Source organism: Streptomyces sp. NPDC058274 (assembly GCF_042881375.1).
GTDB lineage: Bacteria > Actinomycetota > Actinomycetes > Streptomycetales > Streptomycetaceae > Streptomyces.
This window is the reverse complement of sequence record NZ_JBHVXW010000007.1, coordinates 278219-296601: the sequence shown is the minus strand read 5'-3', so window position 1 is coordinate 296601 and position 18383 is coordinate 278219. Positions and strand designations below refer to the sequence as shown.

Below are 18383 nucleotides of genomic sequence, written 5' to 3'. Positions count from 1 at the left end.
TGGCCCTGGACTGTGCGAGGGCCGGGCGCCGTACCGGCGGCAATGCGTGGGGCCCTAGGTGCCCGGCGCGGCGAGGCCGGCCTGCGCCGAGGCGAGCTGCCGTAGGGCCAGGGTGTGGAGCAGGGGGTCGTGCAGCCGCGCGGCGGCCCGCTTCAGCAGTCGGACGGCCGTGGGCCCCTCCGCCAGCGTGCCCGAGGCCAGGTTGGCCAGGGCGTGGGCGGTGGGGGTCTCCCAGCCGGCCATGAGCCGGCGCAGTTCGACCGCGAACCGCTTCGCCTCCGCGGGCCTGCCGATCCGTGCGTGGGCCACGGCACCCAGACAACGCCACGGCACGAGCACCGGATTGGTCCAGCCGCGGGCCAGCAGCCACCGTCCGCACTCCCGCAGATCGGCGAGAGCCGCGTCGGGCCGGTCGCCGGTCAGGTGGAGGGCGGCGCGTACGAACAGGAGCTGGGGCCAGGCGACTTGCTGTCGGTGTTCCGGGGCGCAGCCGTCCGCGACGATCCGCGCCGCCTCGTCGAGGTCCCCGTTCGCCGCCAGCACCCGGCCCCGCAGGGCACGGGAGAAGGGCTCGGTGGCGGGGTGCCAACTGCCGGGCGGCATCTCCGCGTCGGCCAGCGCCAGGTCCCGCCGCGCCCGGTCGGTGAACCCGAAGCGTAGATTCACTTCGCACCGGGCGAGAAGCGCGAGCCCCACGAGCGGGGGCATCCGGCGCCTGCGTGCCTCGGCCAGGCACGAGTCGAGCCCCGTGAGAGCCACCTCCGTGGAGCCCGTGGCGGCCAGCGCCAGACAGGTGAAGATCCGCGGATACAGGGGCCGGTCCCGGGCCGGAAAGTCCAGGACCGCCCGGCCGAGTGCCTCGACCCGCGCGGCGCTGCCGCCTGTCATGGTCGCCTGCCAGGTCGCCGCCGCCAGAGCGCTCGGGTCACCGGGATCGTCCGGCAAGGGATCGGGGTCCGGCACGAGACCGTCCAGGGCGCTGCCGTCCTGCTCGGCCTGTTCCGCGAACCAGTGCAGTGCGCGCAGCGTCCGCCGCTCCCGCTCATCGGTGTCCCCGGCACGGCAGGCCGTACCCAGCGCCTGCTTTGCGGAGCCCGCGTCGCCGCGGGCCAGCAGCAGGTCGGCGGCCAGGGCGCGCTGCCGGGTGTCGTGCCCGTTGCCGGGCACGTGCAGGGCTTGTACGAGGAAGCGGTCGGCGGCCGCCGGATCGGTCGCGAAGCTCGCCGCGCCGATCTCCACGAGAACGGCGGCACGTTCCGGGTCCGTCAGCGGTTCCTGCAGCACACGGGCGAGGTGGGAAACCGCCTGTCGGTGTTCACCGCGGGCGCGGCAGGCGGCGGCCACCCGGCGCAGCGTGGCGACGGCCCAGCCGGCTCCCGAGGGGCGGGCGGGCATCAGGAGCCCGGCCAGTTGCGTGTCGCTCAGGGCCGCGCGTTGCCCCAGCTCCGCTGCCCGCTCGAAGAGCGTCTGGCGTTCGGTGTCCGGCATGGCGGACAGCACCCGGCCGGCACTCACCAGCTGCGTCAGCCGCGGCGGTGTGCCGCCCGTGACCAGCCCGGTGGCGCGCAGGTCCCGCAGGGGAGACGCGGCCGGGGCCTGGTCCAGCCCCGCCAGCGCGTAGACCAGATGCAGCGGAAAGAAGTCCTGGCACACGGCGAGGCTGCGCAGCAACGCCAGTGGTCCGGGGGCCAGTCCCCAGGTCGGCTCCGGAACCGATCGTGCCGAGGGAAGCCGGGGTGGTGCCGTCGGCCCGCCCGAGTCCTCGGCGGGCCCCAGCTGGATCACGCGCCCGTGGACCGTCGGCGAGCACATGAGCGTCAACAGGTCGGCGCAGGACGGGGGGACTTCGGAAGTGCTGCCGGTGAGCGTGACCATCATGGACAGGCCCGGGCCTCGCTTGCGCCGCAGCACGGTTGCGAGGACGTCCAGGGAGGGAGCGTCGCACCACTGCGCGTCCTCCACGACGAGGACCAACGGCCGCCCTTGGGAGGCTCGCAGGAACATGTCGCTCAACTGCTGCACGCGCACCGAACGCGGAGCACCCGTGGCCGCGGTGTGGCCGGCCGGGACGGGGCGCCGCGAGCCGGGCAGCCGGTCGGCCAACTGTCCTGCCACGCCGAACGGCCAGCCCTGTTCCGCCGGCGTTCCACGACCCACCAGCACCGTCACCCCGGCCCACACGGCCTTGGCCGCGGCCTGTCTGGTCAGGCCGGTGCGGACCGGTCCCCGCGGGCCGACGACGGCCATCGCGCCCGAGCGGCCGGCTCGCAGGTCGGAGGTGAACTGGTGCATGAAAGCACGCGTGTTGTCCGGCAGCGCCCGCAGTGCGCCTCCGATGGCCGACGGTTCGGTGAGCGCGGGGACGGGCTCGGCGGACGGGGCGCGGTAGGTCACAGCGGAAACCTCCGGACTCCGGGACGTATGACAGAAAGAGGGCCGCCGAGAGCGCCACAGGACGGCACGGTCCCGTCGGGCACGCGGGCGGGAACGCAGCAACCCGCCGCGGGAAGGGGCATGTTCTCCGGCCACAGATGAGAATTGCGCATACCAGAGCGTGCCTCGCAGTCCGTTCTGCCCGTGCTTGACTCTCCACCAACAGCAGACCATAGGGGGCGGGGCTGAGCAAGCAGCAGCGGAAATAGGCGCGGTGGCGCCGGAGTCGGGCAGAAAGGGGACAGGACACCGTGTGTGAACGGGCATTCTCCAGGGAGGACCAGCATGTTCCCCGGAGTATTCGGCCGGTCGACCCGCTGGTCGCGCGGGGTGCGGAGGCACCCCGGCCGAATGTGACATCGGTCGCCTTATGGAGTGGTGCTCGATTCACATAAGGCCAAGCATTCGATGTGCGGCCGGATAGCGGCTCCGCCCCTCGGCGAAGTTAACCGAAAGTTGACTGCCGATATGGAACTTCTTCGACTCGGTGACAATCAAGCCAGTTTCGTCCGGATTACCACCGTGGTGATGGTGGGGTTGATATGTGCTGTACGTGAACGCGTGCCCGCTGCCTCTGCGGCACGCTCATGCATGAGCAACCCGTGCACGCCCGGCGATCGCGCCCCTGCATGCAAGCCAGGGCGACCCCTCAGTCCGGCCCGTTCTTCCCGCGGCCGGCCGGTCCGCCGAGAACGGCACGCAACTCCCCGCGCCCGGACAGGCCCAGCTTGCGGTAGATCGACGTCAGGTGCAGCTCCACCGTGCGGCGGGTGACGAACAGCGCCTCGGCGATCTCCAGGTTGCTCCGGCCGTCGGCGGCGTGCCGGGCGACCTCCGCCTCGCTGGGGGTGAGGGACACCAGCCCCTTCGACACCGGGCGGCGCGGCCGGGCACCGGTGGCCAACAGCGCCTGGCGCGCCTGGCGGTACAGCGGGCGGGCACCGAGCGCGTACGCCTTGTCGAGGGCGGCCCGCAGGACCTTCCGCGCCCCTTCCCCGTGCCCGGTGGCATGGAGGGCGCTGCCCCGAGCGACCTGCACGCGGATCAACTCCAGTACGGCCGGGGACTCCGCGAGGACCGCTTCCGCCTCCTCCAGCAGGGGCAGCCCCGCGCGCTCGTCGTACGTGGCGGCCAGCAGCCCAAGTCCCCTGCCCAGCGCGGAGGGAAGGCCCGCCGAACGGGCCGCCGACACCGCCTCTTCGGCAAGATGACGGGCCCGGCGGGTGTCGCCCAGGGCCAGGTGGGCGGTGCCGGCCCAGAACCACCACGACGACACCGCCGGGCTGGTGCGACGCCACTCCCGCTGCCGGTCGCCGCACTCGGTCAGGTCCGCGAGGGCCGACTCCGGCCGGCCCTGCACCAGGTGGAGGCGGCCTCGGGCGGCCAGCAACTCGTTCCAGGACCAGCCCTCCGCGGCTGCCGGGTCGAACTCCCGGCCGGCGGTGTCGGCGGCCCCCGCGAGATCTCCCTGGTCGAGGAGGGCGTGGATGCGGATGGCGGAAGGCAGCGCGAAGACGAACTCCGCCCGCTCAGGTGGCGCCGATTCGAGGGCGGCGCCGGTCGCGGCGATCGCCTCGGGCAGCTCGCCCAGCCGGTGACAGGCGTCCGCGCGCAGCGCGAGCAGGGAGACGAACGACGGCTCGGTCCGGGTGTCCGAGGCCGCTTCGATCAACTGCCGGAAGACCGGAGCCGCTTCGCCCGGCCGGTCCGCGTAGAGCAGCGCCGTGGCCGCGGTCGCCAGGAACACCCATGAGTCGGATGCCACGAGCCCTTGCCCGACCGACCGTCGCGCCGCCGCGAGCGCCTCCTCCACATGCTCCGTGTGCGCGGCGCGGATGGCTGCCCGCGTCGCCAGCAGCGCCCGCTCGCTCGGTGTGTCCCCCGGCAGGCCGAGGTCGAGCGAATCCCCGTCCGCAGCCTCACGGAAGGACGGCAGGTCCCAGGCGGACAGCAGGAGCCGCTGGGCCTGGAGGAACTGCGCGTTCTCGCCGGGGCCGGCACCGACCGCGTCCTCGTGCTCCGCCAGCAGACTCACCGCTTCCGCGGTCTGCTCGGCGCGGACCAACGCGCTGGACAGCGCGGTGAGTACGGCCAGCCGCTGCCTCGCGTCCCCGACGCGTTCCAGGGCCAGCCGCAGGTGCCGTATCCCGGCGTGGGTGTCCACCCGGGCCTCGGCGAGCCCCAGTTCGACCAGCAGTTCCGGGTCGATCGCAGGCTCGGCGTCCTGCGGCAGGCACAGCCGCAGCAGTTCCACGGCGTGTGACAACGCGCCGCGCAGGGTCGCCTCGTGGGCGGCCTCGCGCAGCACGGTGACCGCCCAGGCCTCGGTCGCCGGAGTCCGGGTCATGCGCAGGTGCCGGGCCACCTGCTCGGCGGGCGCTCCGCTGTCCAGCAGCAGCCGCGCGGCCCGGCGGTGCTCGCCTGCGCGCTGCTCCGGCGGCATGTCCGCCAGTACGGCCTCCTGGGCGAGTCCGTGGCTGAAGGACCAGTCCCGCCCGTCCAGCGTGGCTGTCACCAGACCCATGGTGGCCAGGGTGAGCACCGCCTGTACGAACACGTCCGTGTCCAGCCCGGCCAGCCGCGCGCACATCTCACGCGGCGCCCCGTCACCGAGCACGGCCATCGCCTGTACGGCCGCGAAGGTCTCCGCCGATTCCTTGCGGAGCACCCGCAGGACCGGCTCGCTGAACAGGGCGACGGTGCTGCCGCCTTCGACGTCGGCCAGGCTCTGTGCGGTCGGCGGCCGTCCTTCGTGCCGCAGAGCGGCCAACAGGGCACGGACCAGCAGGGGGTTGCCGTTCGTCGCCGCCAGACAGGCGCTGTGGAACTCCTCGTCGTCGGTGCCGGTGATCTGCCGGACGATCCGCGCGACGCCCTCACCGCCCAGCGGCCGTGGCCGCAGGACCCGGCACCGCGGCTGGGCCGCGACCTCGTCCAGCAGCGGTAGGTGGACACCTGTGTCGGTACGCCGGGACAGGGCCAGCAGCACCGGCTGCCCGGCCAGCCGCCGCGCCGTATGGGCCAGGAATCGCAGCGAAGCCGGGTCCGCCTGCTGGGCGTCGTCCACCAGCAGGAGGAGCGGTTCCTGTGCCGCCCGGCGGCAGACGAACCGCTGCAGCTCCAGCAGCACGCCGTACGACACGTCGTCGTCCGCGCGTGTGCCGCTTCCGCGCGGGGCCGGCACGTTCAGTTCAGGTCGGTGCACGTCCGCGACGGTGGCCGCCCGGGCCGGCCACAACGGGCCCGTGTCGTCGGCGGATTCCAGGAGAGGGGCGAACAGCCGGCGCGCCACGCCGAAGGGATGCTCCCGTCCCATGGCGTCGCCGCGCGCCTGGAGCACCCGCAGCCCCGCGGCTCGGCCCTCGTCGGCCAGGTACCGCAGCAGCGCGCTCTTGCCGATGCCCACGGGCCCTTCGAGCAGGACGAGCCCCGGGCGGCCGGAAGCGGTGGCCCGCACCAGCTCCGCGAGCACGGACAGCTCACCTTCCCGCTCGACGAGCACCGTGTCCGGGCACCGGCCCGTCGCGTCGGCGTCGTCCGGCCGGGCCGCGCTGCACATGTTCGGTCCCCCCTGGTGACGGGAGGCGGACCTCGCGAACACCGTGATCGGCCCGCCGACTCGTCGAACGCACCTGGCCGTTGGTCGTACGGCGACAGCGGGTGGTACTCGACGGATCCGGAAGCCTGACCCAGGTCCGTCGTGGGTGCTTCGGCAATCTTCCCCAATTCCCTCACCAAATCCACTTCGGGGGGGCTTGAAGGGCCTTGGTGAGGGAGTCGGTCCGTTCGGCGAGAGCTCCCGACGACCCGGCATGACGGGAGCGGCGGATGACATCCCCGGAGTGTTCGGGCATATCACCTCGCGACACGCCGGGCCGGGACGGCGCGAAGGATCTCAGGTCACCGTCCCCGCTCCTGCGGGGGACGGGTCGTAGGCGCCAGTGGCCGCCGTCTGCCGCAGCCGCACGGCGGCCGTGAGGATGTCCTGGTGGGAGGTGTACAGCGCATTGACACCGAACCGGAGCAGGTCGGGGGCGCGCATATCGGCGACGACACCCTGGTCCGCCAGCGACTGGATCAGTCCGTAGGCGTGCGGATGGCGCAACGCGACCTGGCTGGCACGGCGGGCGGGGTCCGCCGGCGTGACCGGCTCGAAGCCCAGCTGCGTCAGCATGTCCTCGGCGCAGCGCAGGAAGAACCCCGTCAGCGAGAGGCTCTTGGCGCGGACCTGTGCCATGTCGATGCCGTCGAAGACACTCAGCGCTGCTTCGAGGGCGAGCAGGGACAGGATGGGCGGGGTCCCGATACGGGCCTGGGCCACTCCCGGTGCCGGGGTGTAGTCCTGCGGGAGACCGAAGGGGTCGGCGTGGCCGGTCCAGCCGCTCAGCGGTGTCTGCCAGGCGCCGAGATGGCGGCGGGCCGCGTACAGGAACGCGGGCGCGCCCGGGCCGCCGGACAGGAACTTGTAGCCGCAGCCGACCGCGAAGTCGACTCCGAGGCCGTCCAGGTGCAGAGGCAGGGCCCCGGCCGCATGGCACAGGTCCCACAGGACGAGCGCGCCGGCCCGGTGCGTGGCGCGGGTCAGCGACTCCATGTCGTGGAGCTCGCCGGTCCGGTAGTCGACGGGGGAGTAGCTGACGACCGCGACGTCGTCGCCCTCGTCGGCCAGGAAGCGTTCGAGGTTGCCGGGTGTCACATGGCGTACGCGCAGACCGTGCAGCCGGGCCACTGAATCCGCCAGGTAGCGGTCGGTGGGGAAGTGCCCCGGGTCGGTGACCAGCAGTGAGCGACCGGGACGCAGTCCCGTCGCGGCACTGAGCGCGGTGAACAGCTGCACACTCGTGGAGTCGCCCGCCACCGTCTGCCCAGGACCGGCGCCGATGAGACGGCCGATGGCGTCCCCGACCCGGAGCGGGGCCTGCCACCACGCGTGGTCGTTCCACGACCGGATCAGATCGGTGCCCCACTGCTGGTGCACGACGTCGGCCAGGACCGGCGGCACCGCGGCCGGCAGCGGGCCCAGGGAGTTGCCGTCCAGATAGACGAGACCTTCGGGGAGGAGAAAGCGTTCCCTGACCGGGGCCAGGGGATCGTCGGCGTCGAGCGTCGCGGCCAGTTCGTCCAGGGCGGGGGAAGCGGTCGTCACGGCTGTCCGGTCTCCTCGGATTTGCCCTCGGCCGGCGGACGCACCGCGCCCCGCTCGCCGGACAGGCGCCACAGCGTGTCCGCGACCGCCTCGGCCGCCGGGGCGCCCGGCTCGATCAGGGTGTAGTGCCCGGTCCCCGGCAGGATCACGGTCTCCAGGTCACGGTGGACCGCCGCGTAGTCGGCGAACTGCGACAGCGGCACCTCTTCGTCGACCTCGCCATGCAGCAGCACGGTGCGTACGCCCGTCGAACCGGCGTCCCTGAGCAGGGTGAGCGGATCGACGAGGGGCAGCCGCGCCCCGAACCGGGCCTCCCCGCCCAGCAGTTGCAGGGCCGCTCCTTCGCTCAGGCCGTCACGGCGTGTCGCGTCCAGGTCGGTCAGCGGCGCGAGTGCCAGCACGGCGGGCGGCAGTTGAGTCGTGTACCAGGGCGAGTCTCGCGGCAGCAGCGCGCGGGCCGCGCACCACAGCGCGAGATGACCGCCGGAGCAGTGACCGGCCAGCACATAGGGCCGGCCCTCGGGCAGGGTGTCCACGATCCGCGTGATGTCGTCGAAGGTCTCCGGGTAGCCGCCCGCGCCGCCCGACCTGCGGAACCCCGGCAGCAGCACGGAGAACCCCTGCCGGGCCAGGTAGGCGGCGAACGGGGTCAGGTGCATCCGGTCGTAACGCCAGTAGCCACCGTGGAGGAGGATCACCAGGGGTGCGTCCGGATCCTCGGCCGGCCACGCGTCGTACACCTGGTGAGGGTGGTCGCCGTACGAGCCGTGCCGCGGGGCCAGGACGGGCCGCAGGCTCAGGACGCGCTTCTCCTCCTCCGCGGCGAACGCGGAGATCTCCCTAGACCTCACCGCGGGCCGCCCACAGGTCGGGGAACACCAGCCGGCTGGAGCGCTGTTCCAGCCAGGCCAGCCCCGCGGAGCCGGCGGTGCCGGACTTGGCGCCCATCGCGCGGCGCACCACCATCACGTGGTCGAACCTCCAGCGCGCGACCGCTTCGGCGATTTCGGTCAGTGTCTCGCCGAGCGCGAGCAGCGGATCGTGCTGCCGGCCGGCATAGACCTGGCGCCACACCTCGACCACGCCGGGATCCGACACGTACGGCTCGGAGACGTCGCGCTCGCGGACGTGCTCGGGGACCGGCAGGCCCCTGCGGTGCAGGAACAGCAGGACCTCGTCGTAGAGCGACGGCTCGCGGTGGGTCTCGCGCAGTGCCTCGTGGACCGCCGGGTCGCCCTGGTGGGCGCGGACCAGCGCGGCGGACTTCTCGCCGAGCAGGAACTCCAGGTGCCGGTACATCGCGGACTGGAACCCGGAGGCCTTGCCGAACGCGACCCGGAAACCATTGAACTGAACGGGCGTCAGCGCCGCGATGGGCTGCCAGGAGTCGACGAGCGCGTGCACCGCGCGCCGGCTGCGCACCAGCGCGTCCATGGCCGCGTCCAGGTCGTCCTTGGCGAACGCCTCCCGGGCCACGCGCCACTCGTGCACGATCAGGGTGAACCACAGCTCCATCACCTGGGTGGTGACCAGGAAACCCATCTCGTCCGCGGCCTCGGTGAGCGGTTGCTGGAGCGCGTTGAGGACCGACGCGTGGACGTACTCGTCGTAGGGGCTCGCGCCGTGGAAGGGCTGGGTCAGCGGATCGTCCGGGGACAGATCCGCGAGTGCGGACGTGCCGTCTTTCATCAGAACTCCTAGAAGCCGCCTCCGCGGGGGAGGCGGACGGTGTGGGGGCCCGCCGTGCGCGGGACCGGTGCCGGGACGTCGACGGGGCCCGTCAGAGCTGGACGCCTCCGCTGGCGTCGATCCACTGGCCGGTCACCCAGCGGGCGTCATCGCCGGCGAGGAAGGACACGACGTCGGCGATGTCGGCGGGGGCACCGAGCCGGTTGAACACCGAGGCGGCGGAGTACGCCTTCCGGATCTCCGGGTTCTTCAGCGTCGGGTTGATCTCCGTCTCGGTGAAGCCGGGCGCGACCGTGTTCACCGTGATCCCGCGCGGCCCCAACTCCTTGGCCAGCGCCAGGGTGAGGGTGTCCAGGGCGCCCTTGCTCATCGTGTAGGCGATGATCGCGGGGAACGCGACCTGAGTCGCCACCGAGGAGATGTTGACGATGCGTCCGCCGTCCCGCAGCCGCTCCAGGGCGCGCTGGATGACGAAGAACGGTGCCCGGGTGTTGATGGCGAACACCCGGTCGTAGTCCTCCTCGGTGACGTGCTCGATGGAACGGGGCAGGGTGATACCGGCGTTGTTGACGAGGATGTCGAGCCCGGACTCCGCCCCCAGCGCGGCCAGTTCGCGGTCGAACGCGGACCACAGGGTGTCCGCGTCACCGGTGACACCGAGTTCGGCGTGCACGGCGAACGCGCGGCCCCCGTCCGCCTCGATGTCCTTGACCGTCCGCTCGGCCGCCGTGTGGTCGTACCCGTAGTGCACGGCGACGAGGGCTCCCTCGCGTGCCAGCCGCCGGCTGATGGCTCTGCCGATGCCACGGCTGCCGCCGGTGACCAGAGCGGTCCTGCCTTGATGCCGCAGAGTGGTGGTCAAGGTCCTCTCCTTACAGGTGAGTCGGATGGCCGGGGCGCGGAGGCGCTCAGGCGTCGAAGTCGAGCGTGAGGTCGTCGGTGCGCGGGCGGGCCCTGCAGGCGAGCGTGTAGCCGGCGGCCAGGTCGGCGGCGTCGAGGGCGTGCTGGCGGCCCAGCGTCACCGCGCCGGACACCACCTTCGCCCGGCAGCTGCCGCACACGCCGTCCCGGCAGGCGTACGGCACTTCGGGGCGGTGGCGCAGTACGGCGTCGAGGATCACGTCGTCCTGCGGCTGCATGGTGACGACACTGGTGCGGCCGCCGAGCACCGAGGTGACCCGGCTCTGCCGGTTGTCCACCGCGGCGGGCGCCGGCCCGGGCGGCGCCCCGGCCGCGGAGAACAACTCGGAACGCACGGCGTCCTCGGGCGCGCCCCACGCGGTCAGCGTCGTGCGGACCGTCTCGATCAGCCCGTACGGCCCGCAGAGCGCGAACGAGGTGGCGGGGCCGGGGGCGACGTCCAGCAGCGCCAGCAGCCGCAGCAGCTTCGGCGGGTCGATGCGGCCGGAGAACAGCTCGCTCTCCCTGCGCTCCCGCGACAGGACGTACAGGACGGTGAAGCGGTCGACGAACGCGTCCTTGAGGACGGCGAGTTCGTCCGAGAGCAGGGCGTCCTGAGCCGTGCGGACCGCGTGGACGAGGGACACCCGGCAGTCGGGATCCGCACGCAGTGCAGCGCCGGCCATGGGGGCGAGCGGGGTGATGCCGCAGCCGCCCGCGACCAGGACGTGGTGGCCTCCGGCGATGTCCGGCAGGCCGAAGTGGCCGCCGGGGGGCGACACTTCGAGCCGGTCGCCGCGCGCCAGTGCGGACAGCGCGTACGTGCCGAAGCCGTCGGGACTGTTGCGCTGCACGACCACGCGCAGGGCGGCCGGATCGTCGGGCGGTGGACACACCGAGTAGCTGCGGCGCAGTTCGCCGCCGGGCCGGCGGTGCCGGACGACAACGTGCTGACCGGGCCGGTGCGCGAAGGTCTCCGCCAGGGCTTCGGGGACGTCCAGCGTGATGGCCACCGTGTCCGCGGTCAGGCGGTCCACACGGGTGACCGGCAGCCGGAACCAGCCGGTGCGCCGGGCCGCGGTGTCGCGCACCGCGGCCGGGCCGGTGTGCTGGGCGACGGGGGCTGTGTTCATGCCGTCACCTCACATCGCCGTCATGTACGGGAAGGTTTCCTGGCAGGCCGTGCACCGCAGCATCGACTGGCAGCGGGCCGGACCGAATGGGCTGTGCGGCCGGGTGGCCCCCGATCCGCAGTGCGGGCAGGGCACGCCGAGCCCGAGACGCACCGGTGCGGGGGCGCCCGCGGGGGAGGGCGGTGCGATGCCGTGGGCGGCGAGCTTGTCGCGGCCCGACGCCGTGATGCGCTCCGTGGTCCAGGCCGGCGCCAGGACCGTCCGCACCCGTCCGTCGGCGTGACCGCACTCCCTGAGGACATCCTCGACCGCGGAGTTGATGACGGTCAGAGCCGGGCAGCCCAGGAAAGTGGGGATGACCTCCACCTCCAGACTCCCGTCCGGCCCGACGGTGACCGCCTGGATCACACCGAGTTCGCCCAGGCTGATCATCGGGAGCTCCGGATCCGGCAGTGCCTCCACCCGGGCCCGCACCTCCGTGACAGCGGCCGGTAGCGTGGGCCCGGCGGCGCCGGTCACCAGGTACCCCCGGGGAACTGCCGGTGCACCGACTGCATTTCGGCGATCAGCGGGGCGAAATCCTCGGTGTGCAGGCCCTCCCGGCCCCCGCTCGCCTGCCACTTGGGTGCGGGTACGGAGAGTCCCGCCCGGGCGACGACCGAACCGACGCGCTCCAGCCACGCCGGGTGCAGCAGACGCGGCGACGGGATGGCCCCGGCCGCGACGAGCCGCTGCAGCACGTCGTCCTCGTCGAACAGCTCGGCCGTGTACGGCCACACGAGCTCCAGGCCCGCCTGCATACGCCGCCTGCTCTCCGCCGTGCCGAGACCCAGGCGCAGCGTCCAGTTGTCGGCGTGCAGCCGGTGGTATCCGACCTCCTTCGCGGCCCGTACCGCGAACGCGGCCAGCTCCGGGTCCGCGCAGTCGGCCAGTGCCTCGTAGAGCAGCACCGCGTAATGCGTGTACGTCAGTTGCCGGGCCATGGTCACGGCGAAGTCACCGTTGGGCAGCTCCGTGAGCAGGGCGTTGCGGAACTCGCGCTCCGTGCGGCCGAAGGCGAGGTCGTCCTCGGAACGCCCGCTGCCGTCCAGCCGGCCGCTCCACGCGAGCAGCGTGCGGGCATGACCGACGAGGTCGAGGGCGATGTTGGACAGCGCCAGGTCCTCCTCGATGCTGGGAGCCCGCGTGATCCACTGGCACAGTCGCTGTCCCAGGACGAGGGCGTCGTCGCCGAGGCAGCGGGTGAGCCGGGCGAGATCCGCGTCCGCGGTGCCGGGAGCGGACCGCGCCGGGGAACCCGCGTCACGTGTCTCAGCCATCGTCGTCACCTCCGTCCACCAGGGGCGTGTACTGCTCCGGGTACCGATAGGGCTTGTGCGGGGCGTTGCTGAAGAACGGGTCGCGTTCGTCGGGGGACGCGGCGTGCACCGCGTCCGAGCGGACCACCCACAGCGACAGCGGATCGCCCCGCCGCGTGTAGAGGTCGCGGGCGTGCGCGAGCGCCATGCCGGCGTCGGCGGCGCGCACCGATCCCACGTGCTGGTGCGACAGCCCCCTGCGCGGCCGCAGGAAGACCTCCCAGGACGCCGCGGTGCCTTCCGTCGTACGGCTCATACGACCGACTCCGTCGTGCGCGCGGCCTGGGGCGCGCGGGGCGTCAGGTCGGTGGGCGTCTGCATGTCGGCCGCGGGCTGCTTCGCGAGGCCGGTGCCCGTGTGCGCACCGGCTGGTGGCTGCCCCGCACGGCTCGGGTCCGTGGACCCGTCGCCCGCCGACCGCTCCGCGAGATCGGCATCCGAGTCCTCGCGAGCGGCATACGCGGCGACCGCCTCCCGTACCCACGCCCCGTCCTCGTGCGCCGCGACCCGGTGACTGAGGCGCCGGCGTGCGCAGTGCGAGTCGTCGCCGAGCGCGCTGCGGTAGACCTCCCAGTCGATCGGGCCGAAGTCGTAGTGCCGGCGCTCCTCGTTCCAGCGGATGTTCGGGTCGGGAAGACCGAGACCCAGGCGTTCGGCCTGCGGCACGCAGTGGTCGACGAAGCGCTGGCGCAGCTCGTCGTTGGTGTGCCGTTTGATGCCCCAGGCGATGGCGCGGCGCGAGACGGCCGCGCCGAGGGCAGCGGTACGTGCGTCGGCGCCGCCCGCGACGGTGTCGGGCGGCCCGAACATGAGCGCCACGGCGGGCAGCCACCAGCGGTTCACCGCGTCCTGCGCCATCTCCCGCTGCGCGGGCGTCCCTTCGCACAGTGACCGCAGCAGGTCGTAACCCTGCCGTACGTGGAAAGCCTCCTCCTGGCAGACCCGGCGCATCGCGCGGGCATAGGGCCCGTACGAGGTCTGGCAGAGCGGTGCCTGGTTGATCACCGCGGCCCCGTCCGTCAGCCAGGCGATGGCACCGGTGTCGGCCCAGGTGAGCGCGGGGTGGTTGAAGGTGGCCGCATAGCGCTGCTGCCCCTGGTGCAGGGCGTCCAGCAGGTCGGCGCGGTCCACGCCCAGGGTCTCGGCGGCGGAGTACAGGTACAGGCCGTGCCCCGCCTCGTCCTGGACCTTCGCGATCAGCACCGACTTGCGGTGCAGGGACGGCGCCCGGGTCAGCCAGCCGCCCTCCGGCTGCATGCCGATGATCTCGGAATGGGCGTGCTGGGCGATCTGGCGCACCAGCATCCGGCGGTAGCCGTCGGGCATCCAGTCCCGCGGCTCCACCGTCTCACCCGCGCTCAGCAGCTCCTCGAAGCGGGCGCCGAGCTCGTCCTCCGTGCCGGTGGCCGCCTCGGCCGTACTCCGTGTGGCCGCCTCGGCCGTACTCCGTGTGGCGCTCATGCCGTTCCCTCTTCCGGTCCGGTCCCCGCCGTGCCGGGACCGGACCGGCCCGCGGCGCCGGTCCGCACGCACTGCCTGAGCACCCTCATCACTCCCTCGACTTGCGAGCGCCCGCCGCCGGTCCGTCACCTGCGCCGGGCAGAACCCTCACCGAGAAGAGAGGCCCCGAGCCGCCCGCGCTATCCCCGCCACCGCCGCGGTCCCGGGTGACGAACGTCACCCGGGGGTCCGGGGATTGTGCGAGGTGCCGGGCTCCTCTTCTTCCTCCGACACACAGGCGTGGCCGGACGGCGGACGGCCGCGGCACAGCGAAAGGGGACGCCATGAGCACCATCAGGACGTTGCTGGTCGAACTCACCGGCACGGCCGAGTACGCCGACGCCATCGGTGACGACGTCGACCTCGCCGCCAGCGGCATCGACTCCGGCGATCTCGTACGCCTGGTCCTGCTCGTCGAGCAGCGGACCGGGGTGGAGATCACCGCCGAGGACATGGAGAAGCTGCACACGATCGCCGATTACGAGCGGTTCGTCTCCGAGCACTCCGTCGCCGGTTCCTCCGGCGGTGCGTGATGTGGCTGACGCAGCTGGTGGAGCGCAACCGCCAGTGCTTCCCCGACCGCGTCGCGCTCGTCGACGAACGCCGCAGCGTCACCTGGGCCCAGTTCCACGACCGCACGGCCGAACTCGCCCGGGGACTCACCGAACTCGGCATCGAGCGCGGTGACCGGGTCGCCGTGCTCTCCCAGGACCGGATCGAGGTGCTGGAGAGCTACTTCGCGCTGGCGCGCCTCGGAGCGGTGTTCGTGCCGCTCAACCACAGCCTGGCGCTGCCCGAGGTGGCCGGGATCATCGAACGGGTCGGCGCGGTCGCCGTGTTCGGCGAGTCCGACCTGCTGGACCGGCACGCCTCACTGCCGGCGTCGGTGCGGATCCGGCTCGCCCTGGACAAGCCGGTGTTCGACGCGCTGGGCACGGTGGCCGGACCGGCCCCCCTGCCGGAAGTACCCGACACCGCGCCGATCGCGGTGCTGCACACCTCGGCGACCACGGGCCAGGCCAAGGGCGTCACCGTCGACGAGGCGTCGTTCCGGGCCATCGCGCTCGGCTGGCTGGTGCTGGCCCGCCCCACCGACGACATCGTGATGGTCAACTGCTGCCCGCTCTACCACGGCAGCATGGTCGTGTCCCTCACCTACATGGCCGCGGGCGCCACCGTGGTGCTGATGCCCGGCTTCACGCCCCAGCGCGCCCTCGCCGCCGTCGAACGGCACCGCGCCACCCACATGTGGCTGGTCCCGCAGATGCTGCGCTTCATGCTCCAGGCCAAGAGCTCGCACAGCACCGACCTGTCGTCCCTGCGCGAGATCCTCTACGGCGCCGCCCCGATGCCGCTCGACGTGTACGCCGACGCCGTGGACCGCCTGGGCTGCGGCTTCCGCCAGGTGTACGGCATGACGGAGGTCGGCGGGCCGTTCGTGACCCTCGGACCCGACGAGCACCCCGCCCCCGGCGACGTGAGCGCGCGCATCCCGTGCGGGCGGGTCGTCCCGGGCATGTCGGCGCGTGCCGTGGACAAGGAGGGCCGGGAAGCGCCGCGTGGGGAGATCGGCGAGATCGTGGTCCGCGGACCGGGCATCATGCAGGGCTACTGGGATGATCCCGAGGCGACCCGTGAGGTCACCCTCGACGGCTGGATCCTCACCGGCGACCTCGGTTTCGTCGACGAGGACGGTCGCATCCATCTCGTCGACCGCAGCAAGGACCTCATCATCCGGGCGGGCCAGAACGTGTACCCGTCGGAGATCGAGCGCGTCCTCATGACCCACCCCGCCGTCCAGGACGCGGCCGTGGTGGGCACGGACGACGAGGACTACGGAGAGGTCCCGCTCGCGTACGTCGTCGCCGAGGAGGGCACGGCCGCGGCCACCCTGCTCGGTCATGTGGCGGCGAATCTCGCGCCCTACAAACGGCCCCGGCGCATCGAGTTCATCGAGCAGGTGCCGCGCAACCCGGCCGGGAAGATCATCAAGAAGCTGCTGCGGGCCTGACGCCGTGGACACACTGCCGCACGGGTCGGTCGACGTCGTACAAGTGGCGTATGTCGTCGAGCAGTTGGAACGGCTGAGGGCGCCGTTCGCCGCCGTGGGCCTCGGCCTGGGCATTGCCTCGCAGGCGGACCCGGCGGCGCGTCCCGCCGGGCCCGGCGAGGCGACCGCGGCCGTCGGCATGATCCCGCGCCGCGGACGGGAGTTCCTGGCCGGACGGCTCGCCGCCCGGCGCGCGCTGCGTGCGGTGGGACTCGAGTGCGGTGACATCCCGCGGGCCGGACGGCTGCCCGTCTTCCCGCCGGGGCGGGCGGCGTCGATCACGCACAGTGCGGGCGTCGCCGTGTCGGTGGCGCTTGCGCCCGGACGCACCGGCGCGCCGGGCTGCGACCTGGAACTGCGTGAACTGCCGCCCGCCGCGGCCAGGTTGGTGCTGCGCGAGGACGAGGAGGCCTGGCTGCACGCGGCCGGACCCGTCCTCGCGCGCGACCGTCTGCTGGCCCTCTTCTCCGCCAAGGAAGCCGCCTGGAAGGCCCTGTACGGCACCCCGGCGCACCCCGTCCCTGGGATGGGCGCATCCGGCGCGCGAGTGCCGGGGCCGCCCGGGACCCTTCGCGACCTTCGGGCCGTACCCACCCCGGACGGCTTCGTCGTTCGGGTCCGCGCTGGTGCCGAGAGCGGTGGCACCGACGGGCGAGGCGTTGCCGGGCACGGTGCCGACGTGCCCGGCACTGACGCGCGTGGCGCCGGCCGGGGCGTCGAAGTCCGCGTCCGTACGGTTGCCGGGGGCGTGTTCAGCTGGGTGTGCCTGTAGAGCCGGGCACAGGACCGACTCATGGTGGAGGGCCGGCGAGCAGGTCGCCGGCCCTCCACCATGAGTGCCCGGGTGTTCACCCCCGCGCGTTCACCCGCACCGCCATGTTCCCCGCCGGGTGCTGGTTGTCGTGGATGAGCTGGTGGGCCAGGCCGATCTCCTCGAAGCAGAAGGTCCGTGACAGGCACGGGTCGATGACGCCCTGGTCGATCAGGCGGGTCACCTCGCGCGCCTCTCGCGCGCTGGCGACATGCGAGCCCTGCAGGCGCTTCTGCCGCATCCACAGGAAACGCAGGTCCACGTCGCCGTTGTAGCCGGTGGTGCCGCCGCAGATGACGACCATGCCCGCGTTGTCGCACAGGTAGATCGAGGTCGGCACGGTGTCCGCGCCCGAGTGCTCCAGCACGATCCGCGGTGCCCGGCGCTCCCCGAGCACCTCCCAGAACCGCCGGCCGAAGGCACGGGCCCCGGCCAGCCACGAGGCCATCGCCTCCTCGTCCGACGCGTCGGGCAGCCGCCCCCAGTGCTCGAACTCCCGCCGGTCGATACAGCCCTGGGCGCCCAGCTTCACGCAGAACTCGGCACGTTCCTCGCTGGACACCACCGCGACCGGGATGCCACCGACATGCCGTACGAGCTGGATGGCGATGCTGCCCAGGCCGCCCGCTCCGCCCCAGATCAGCACCGGGTCGCCGGGCCTGACGGTGTGCGGCGGCCACCCGAACAGCTGGCGGTAGGCGGTCGCCGCCGTCGCCATGTAACAGGCGGCCTCCTCCCAGGACAGCCGGGCCGGCTTGGGGTGGCACATGTAGTCGTCGACGACGGCGAACTGGGCGAAGGAGCCGTAGTTCTCCTCGTACCCCCACACCCGCTGGGAGGCGGAGGTGGCCGGCTCGCCGCCGAGCCGGACGTCCTGCGCCGACTCGTCCCACCGGTTGGCCAGCACGACCACCTCGTCGCCGAGCCGCAGGCCGCGCACGTCCTGGCCGACCGCCCACACGATGCCGGACAGGTCCGAGCCGCCGATGTGGAAGTCCTCCGGTGCGCCCGCCTTCTGGCGTGCCGTGATGACGTCCAGGGGCGAACCGAGCGCGGCCCAGACGTTGTTGTAGTTCACGCCGGCCGCCATCACCTTGACGAGGACCTGGCCGCGGCCGACCAGCGGGACGTCCACCACTTCGGTACGGAAGGCGTCGATGGGCTGTCCGTAGCGCTCGCGGCGGATGAGCGAGGCGTACATCTGTCGTGGTGCGGTACCGATCTCGGGTGCGTCGCCGAGTTCGTAGAGGTCCTGGGGCACGGTCACGGGGATCTCCTGAGCGGTGGGATCGTCGTCGGCCGCGGGTACCGGCCGGTCGCCGGGGTGCGCCCCGGCGAATGGAGGGGGTGCGAGGACGGCGGT

The 18383-nt window shown here is 72.9% G+C and carries 15 protein-coding genes; 3 read left to right on the top strand and 12 right to left on the bottom strand.

What is annotated here, in order from left to right; genetic code table 11:
• Positions 1–54: 54 nt before the first annotated feature.
• From ACFVYF_RS17365 to paaA, 11 genes are all read right to left on the bottom strand, one after another.
• On the bottom strand, positions 55–2394 hold the full coding sequence (locus ACFVYF_RS17365) for an AAA family ATPase (RefSeq protein WP_389456106.1): 2340 nt from the start codon (positions 2392–2394) through the stop codon (positions 55–57).
• Positions 2395–3082: 688 nt separating this feature from the next.
• Positions 3083–5992 carry an ATP-binding protein gene (locus tag ACFVYF_RS17360; protein WP_389456105.1) on the bottom strand — a complete coding sequence of 970 codons (2910 nt, stop codon included), beginning with the start codon at positions 5990–5992 and terminating at the stop codon, positions 3083–3085.
• 336 nt (positions 5993–6328) lie between these two features.
• Positions 6329–7579, bottom strand: coding sequence for a kynureninase (kynU, locus tag ACFVYF_RS17355; protein ID WP_389456103.1), 1251 nt, complete (start codon positions 7577–7579; stop codon positions 6329–6331).
• On the bottom strand, positions 7576–8430 hold the full coding sequence (locus ACFVYF_RS17350; protein ID WP_389456101.1) for an alpha/beta hydrolase: 855 nt from the start codon (positions 8428–8430) through the stop codon (positions 7576–7578). Before ACFVYF_RS17350 ends, kynU begins: the two co-directional genes overlap by 4 nt.
• Positions 8420–9268 (bottom strand): tryptophan 2,3-dioxygenase, encoded by an 849-nt coding sequence (locus ACFVYF_RS17345; protein WP_389456099.1) that lies wholly within the window; start codon positions 9266–9268, stop codon positions 8420–8422. Before ACFVYF_RS17345 ends, ACFVYF_RS17350 begins: the two co-directional genes overlap by 11 nt.
• Before the next feature lie 91 nt (positions 9269–9359).
• Positions 9360–10130: an SDR family oxidoreductase gene (locus ACFVYF_RS17340; RefSeq protein ID WP_389456097.1), complete on the bottom strand. Its 771-nt coding sequence runs from the start codon at positions 10128–10130 to the stop codon at positions 9360–9362.
• Positions 10131–10176: 46 nt separating this feature from the next.
• Positions 10177–11301 (bottom strand): 2Fe-2S iron-sulfur cluster-binding protein, encoded by a 1125-nt coding sequence (locus ACFVYF_RS17335; RefSeq protein WP_389456095.1) that lies wholly within the window; start codon positions 11299–11301, stop codon positions 10177–10179.
• A gap of 9 nt (positions 11302–11310) precedes the next feature.
• Positions 11311–11820 (bottom strand): 1,2-phenylacetyl-CoA epoxidase subunit PaaD, encoded by a 510-nt coding sequence (gene paaD, locus ACFVYF_RS17330; protein WP_389456093.1) that lies wholly within the window; start codon positions 11818–11820, stop codon positions 11311–11313.
• Entirely contained in the window at positions 11817–12620 is an 804-nt protein-coding gene (paaC, locus tag ACFVYF_RS17325; protein ID WP_389456091.1) for a 1,2-phenylacetyl-CoA epoxidase subunit PaaC, read from the bottom strand. The genes paaD and paaC overlap by 4 nt, the downstream gene beginning before the upstream one ends.
• A complete protein-coding gene (gene paaB / locus ACFVYF_RS17320; RefSeq protein ID WP_389456089.1) occupies positions 12613–12915 on the bottom strand; it encodes a 1,2-phenylacetyl-CoA epoxidase subunit PaaB in 303 nt (100 codons plus the stop codon). The genes paaC and paaB overlap by 8 nt, the downstream gene beginning before the upstream one ends.
• Positions 12912–14120 carry a 1,2-phenylacetyl-CoA epoxidase subunit PaaA gene (paaA, locus tag ACFVYF_RS17315; RefSeq protein ID WP_389456088.1) on the bottom strand — a complete coding sequence of 403 codons (1209 nt, stop codon included), beginning with the start codon at positions 14118–14120 and terminating at the stop codon, positions 12912–12914. Before paaA ends, paaB begins: the two co-directional genes overlap by 4 nt.
• Positions 14121–14443: 323 nt before the next feature.
• Here paaA and ACFVYF_RS17310 point away from each other — a divergent pair, with 323 nt between their 5' ends.
• The 3 genes from ACFVYF_RS17310 to ACFVYF_RS17300 are packed head-to-tail and all read left to right on the top strand — an operon-like array spanning position 14444 to position 16981.
• Entirely contained in the window at positions 14444–14692 is a 249-nt protein-coding gene (locus ACFVYF_RS17310) for an acyl carrier protein (protein ID WP_389456087.1), read from the top strand.
• Positions 14692–16170: a class I adenylate-forming enzyme family protein gene (locus tag ACFVYF_RS17305; RefSeq protein ID WP_389456085.1), complete on the top strand. Its 1479-nt coding sequence runs from the start codon at positions 14692–14694 to the stop codon at positions 16168–16170. The genes ACFVYF_RS17310 and ACFVYF_RS17305 overlap by 1 nt, the downstream gene beginning before the upstream one ends.
• Before the next feature lie 4 nt (positions 16171–16174).
• On the top strand, positions 16175–16981 hold the full coding sequence (locus ACFVYF_RS17300; RefSeq protein ID WP_389456083.1) for a 4'-phosphopantetheinyl transferase superfamily protein: 807 nt from the start codon (positions 16175–16177) through the stop codon (positions 16979–16981).
• Positions 16982–17057: 76 nt separating this feature from the next.
• On the opposite strand, the gene ccrA is transcribed toward ACFVYF_RS17300, so the two are convergent.
• The gene (gene ccrA / locus ACFVYF_RS17295; protein WP_389456082.1) at positions 17058–18287 is read right to left on the bottom strand and encodes a crotonyl-CoA carboxylase/reductase; all 1230 of its coding nucleotides are present in this window, start codon (positions 18285–18287) and stop codon (positions 17058–17060) included.
• Between the last annotated feature and the right edge of the window lie 96 nt (positions 18288–18383).

Excerpts from the sequence above, each read along its gene's own strand:
- ACFVYF_RS17360 (WP_389456105.1), bottom strand. The coding sequence starts at position 5,992 with ATGTGCAGCGCGGCCCGGCCGGACGACGCCGACGCGACGGGCCGGTGC.
- ACFVYF_RS17345 (WP_389456099.1), bottom strand. The coding sequence starts at position 9,268 with ATGAAAGACGGCACGTCCGCACTCGCGGATCTGTCCCCGGACGATCCG.
- ACFVYF_RS17335 (WP_389456095.1), bottom strand. The coding sequence starts at position 11,301 with ATGAACACAGCCCCCGTCGCCCAGCACACCGGCCCGGCCGCGGTGCGC.
- paaC (WP_389456091.1), bottom strand. The coding sequence starts at position 12,620 with ATGGCTGAGACACGTGACGCGGGTTCCCCGGCGCGGTCCGCTCCCGGC.
- paaB (WP_389456089.1), bottom strand. The coding sequence starts at position 12,915 with ATGAGCCGTACGACGGAAGGCACCGCGGCGTCCTGGGAGGTCTTCCTG.
- paaA (WP_389456088.1), bottom strand. The coding sequence starts at position 14,120 with ATGAGCGCCACACGGAGTACGGCCGAGGCGGCCACACGGAGTACGGCC.
- ACFVYF_RS17310 (WP_389456087.1), top strand. The coding sequence starts at position 14,444 with ATGAGCACCATCAGGACGTTGCTGGTCGAACTCACCGGCACGGCCGAG.
- ACFVYF_RS17305 (WP_389456085.1), top strand. The coding sequence starts at position 14,692 with ATGTGGCTGACGCAGCTGGTGGAGCGCAACCGCCAGTGCTTCCCCGAC.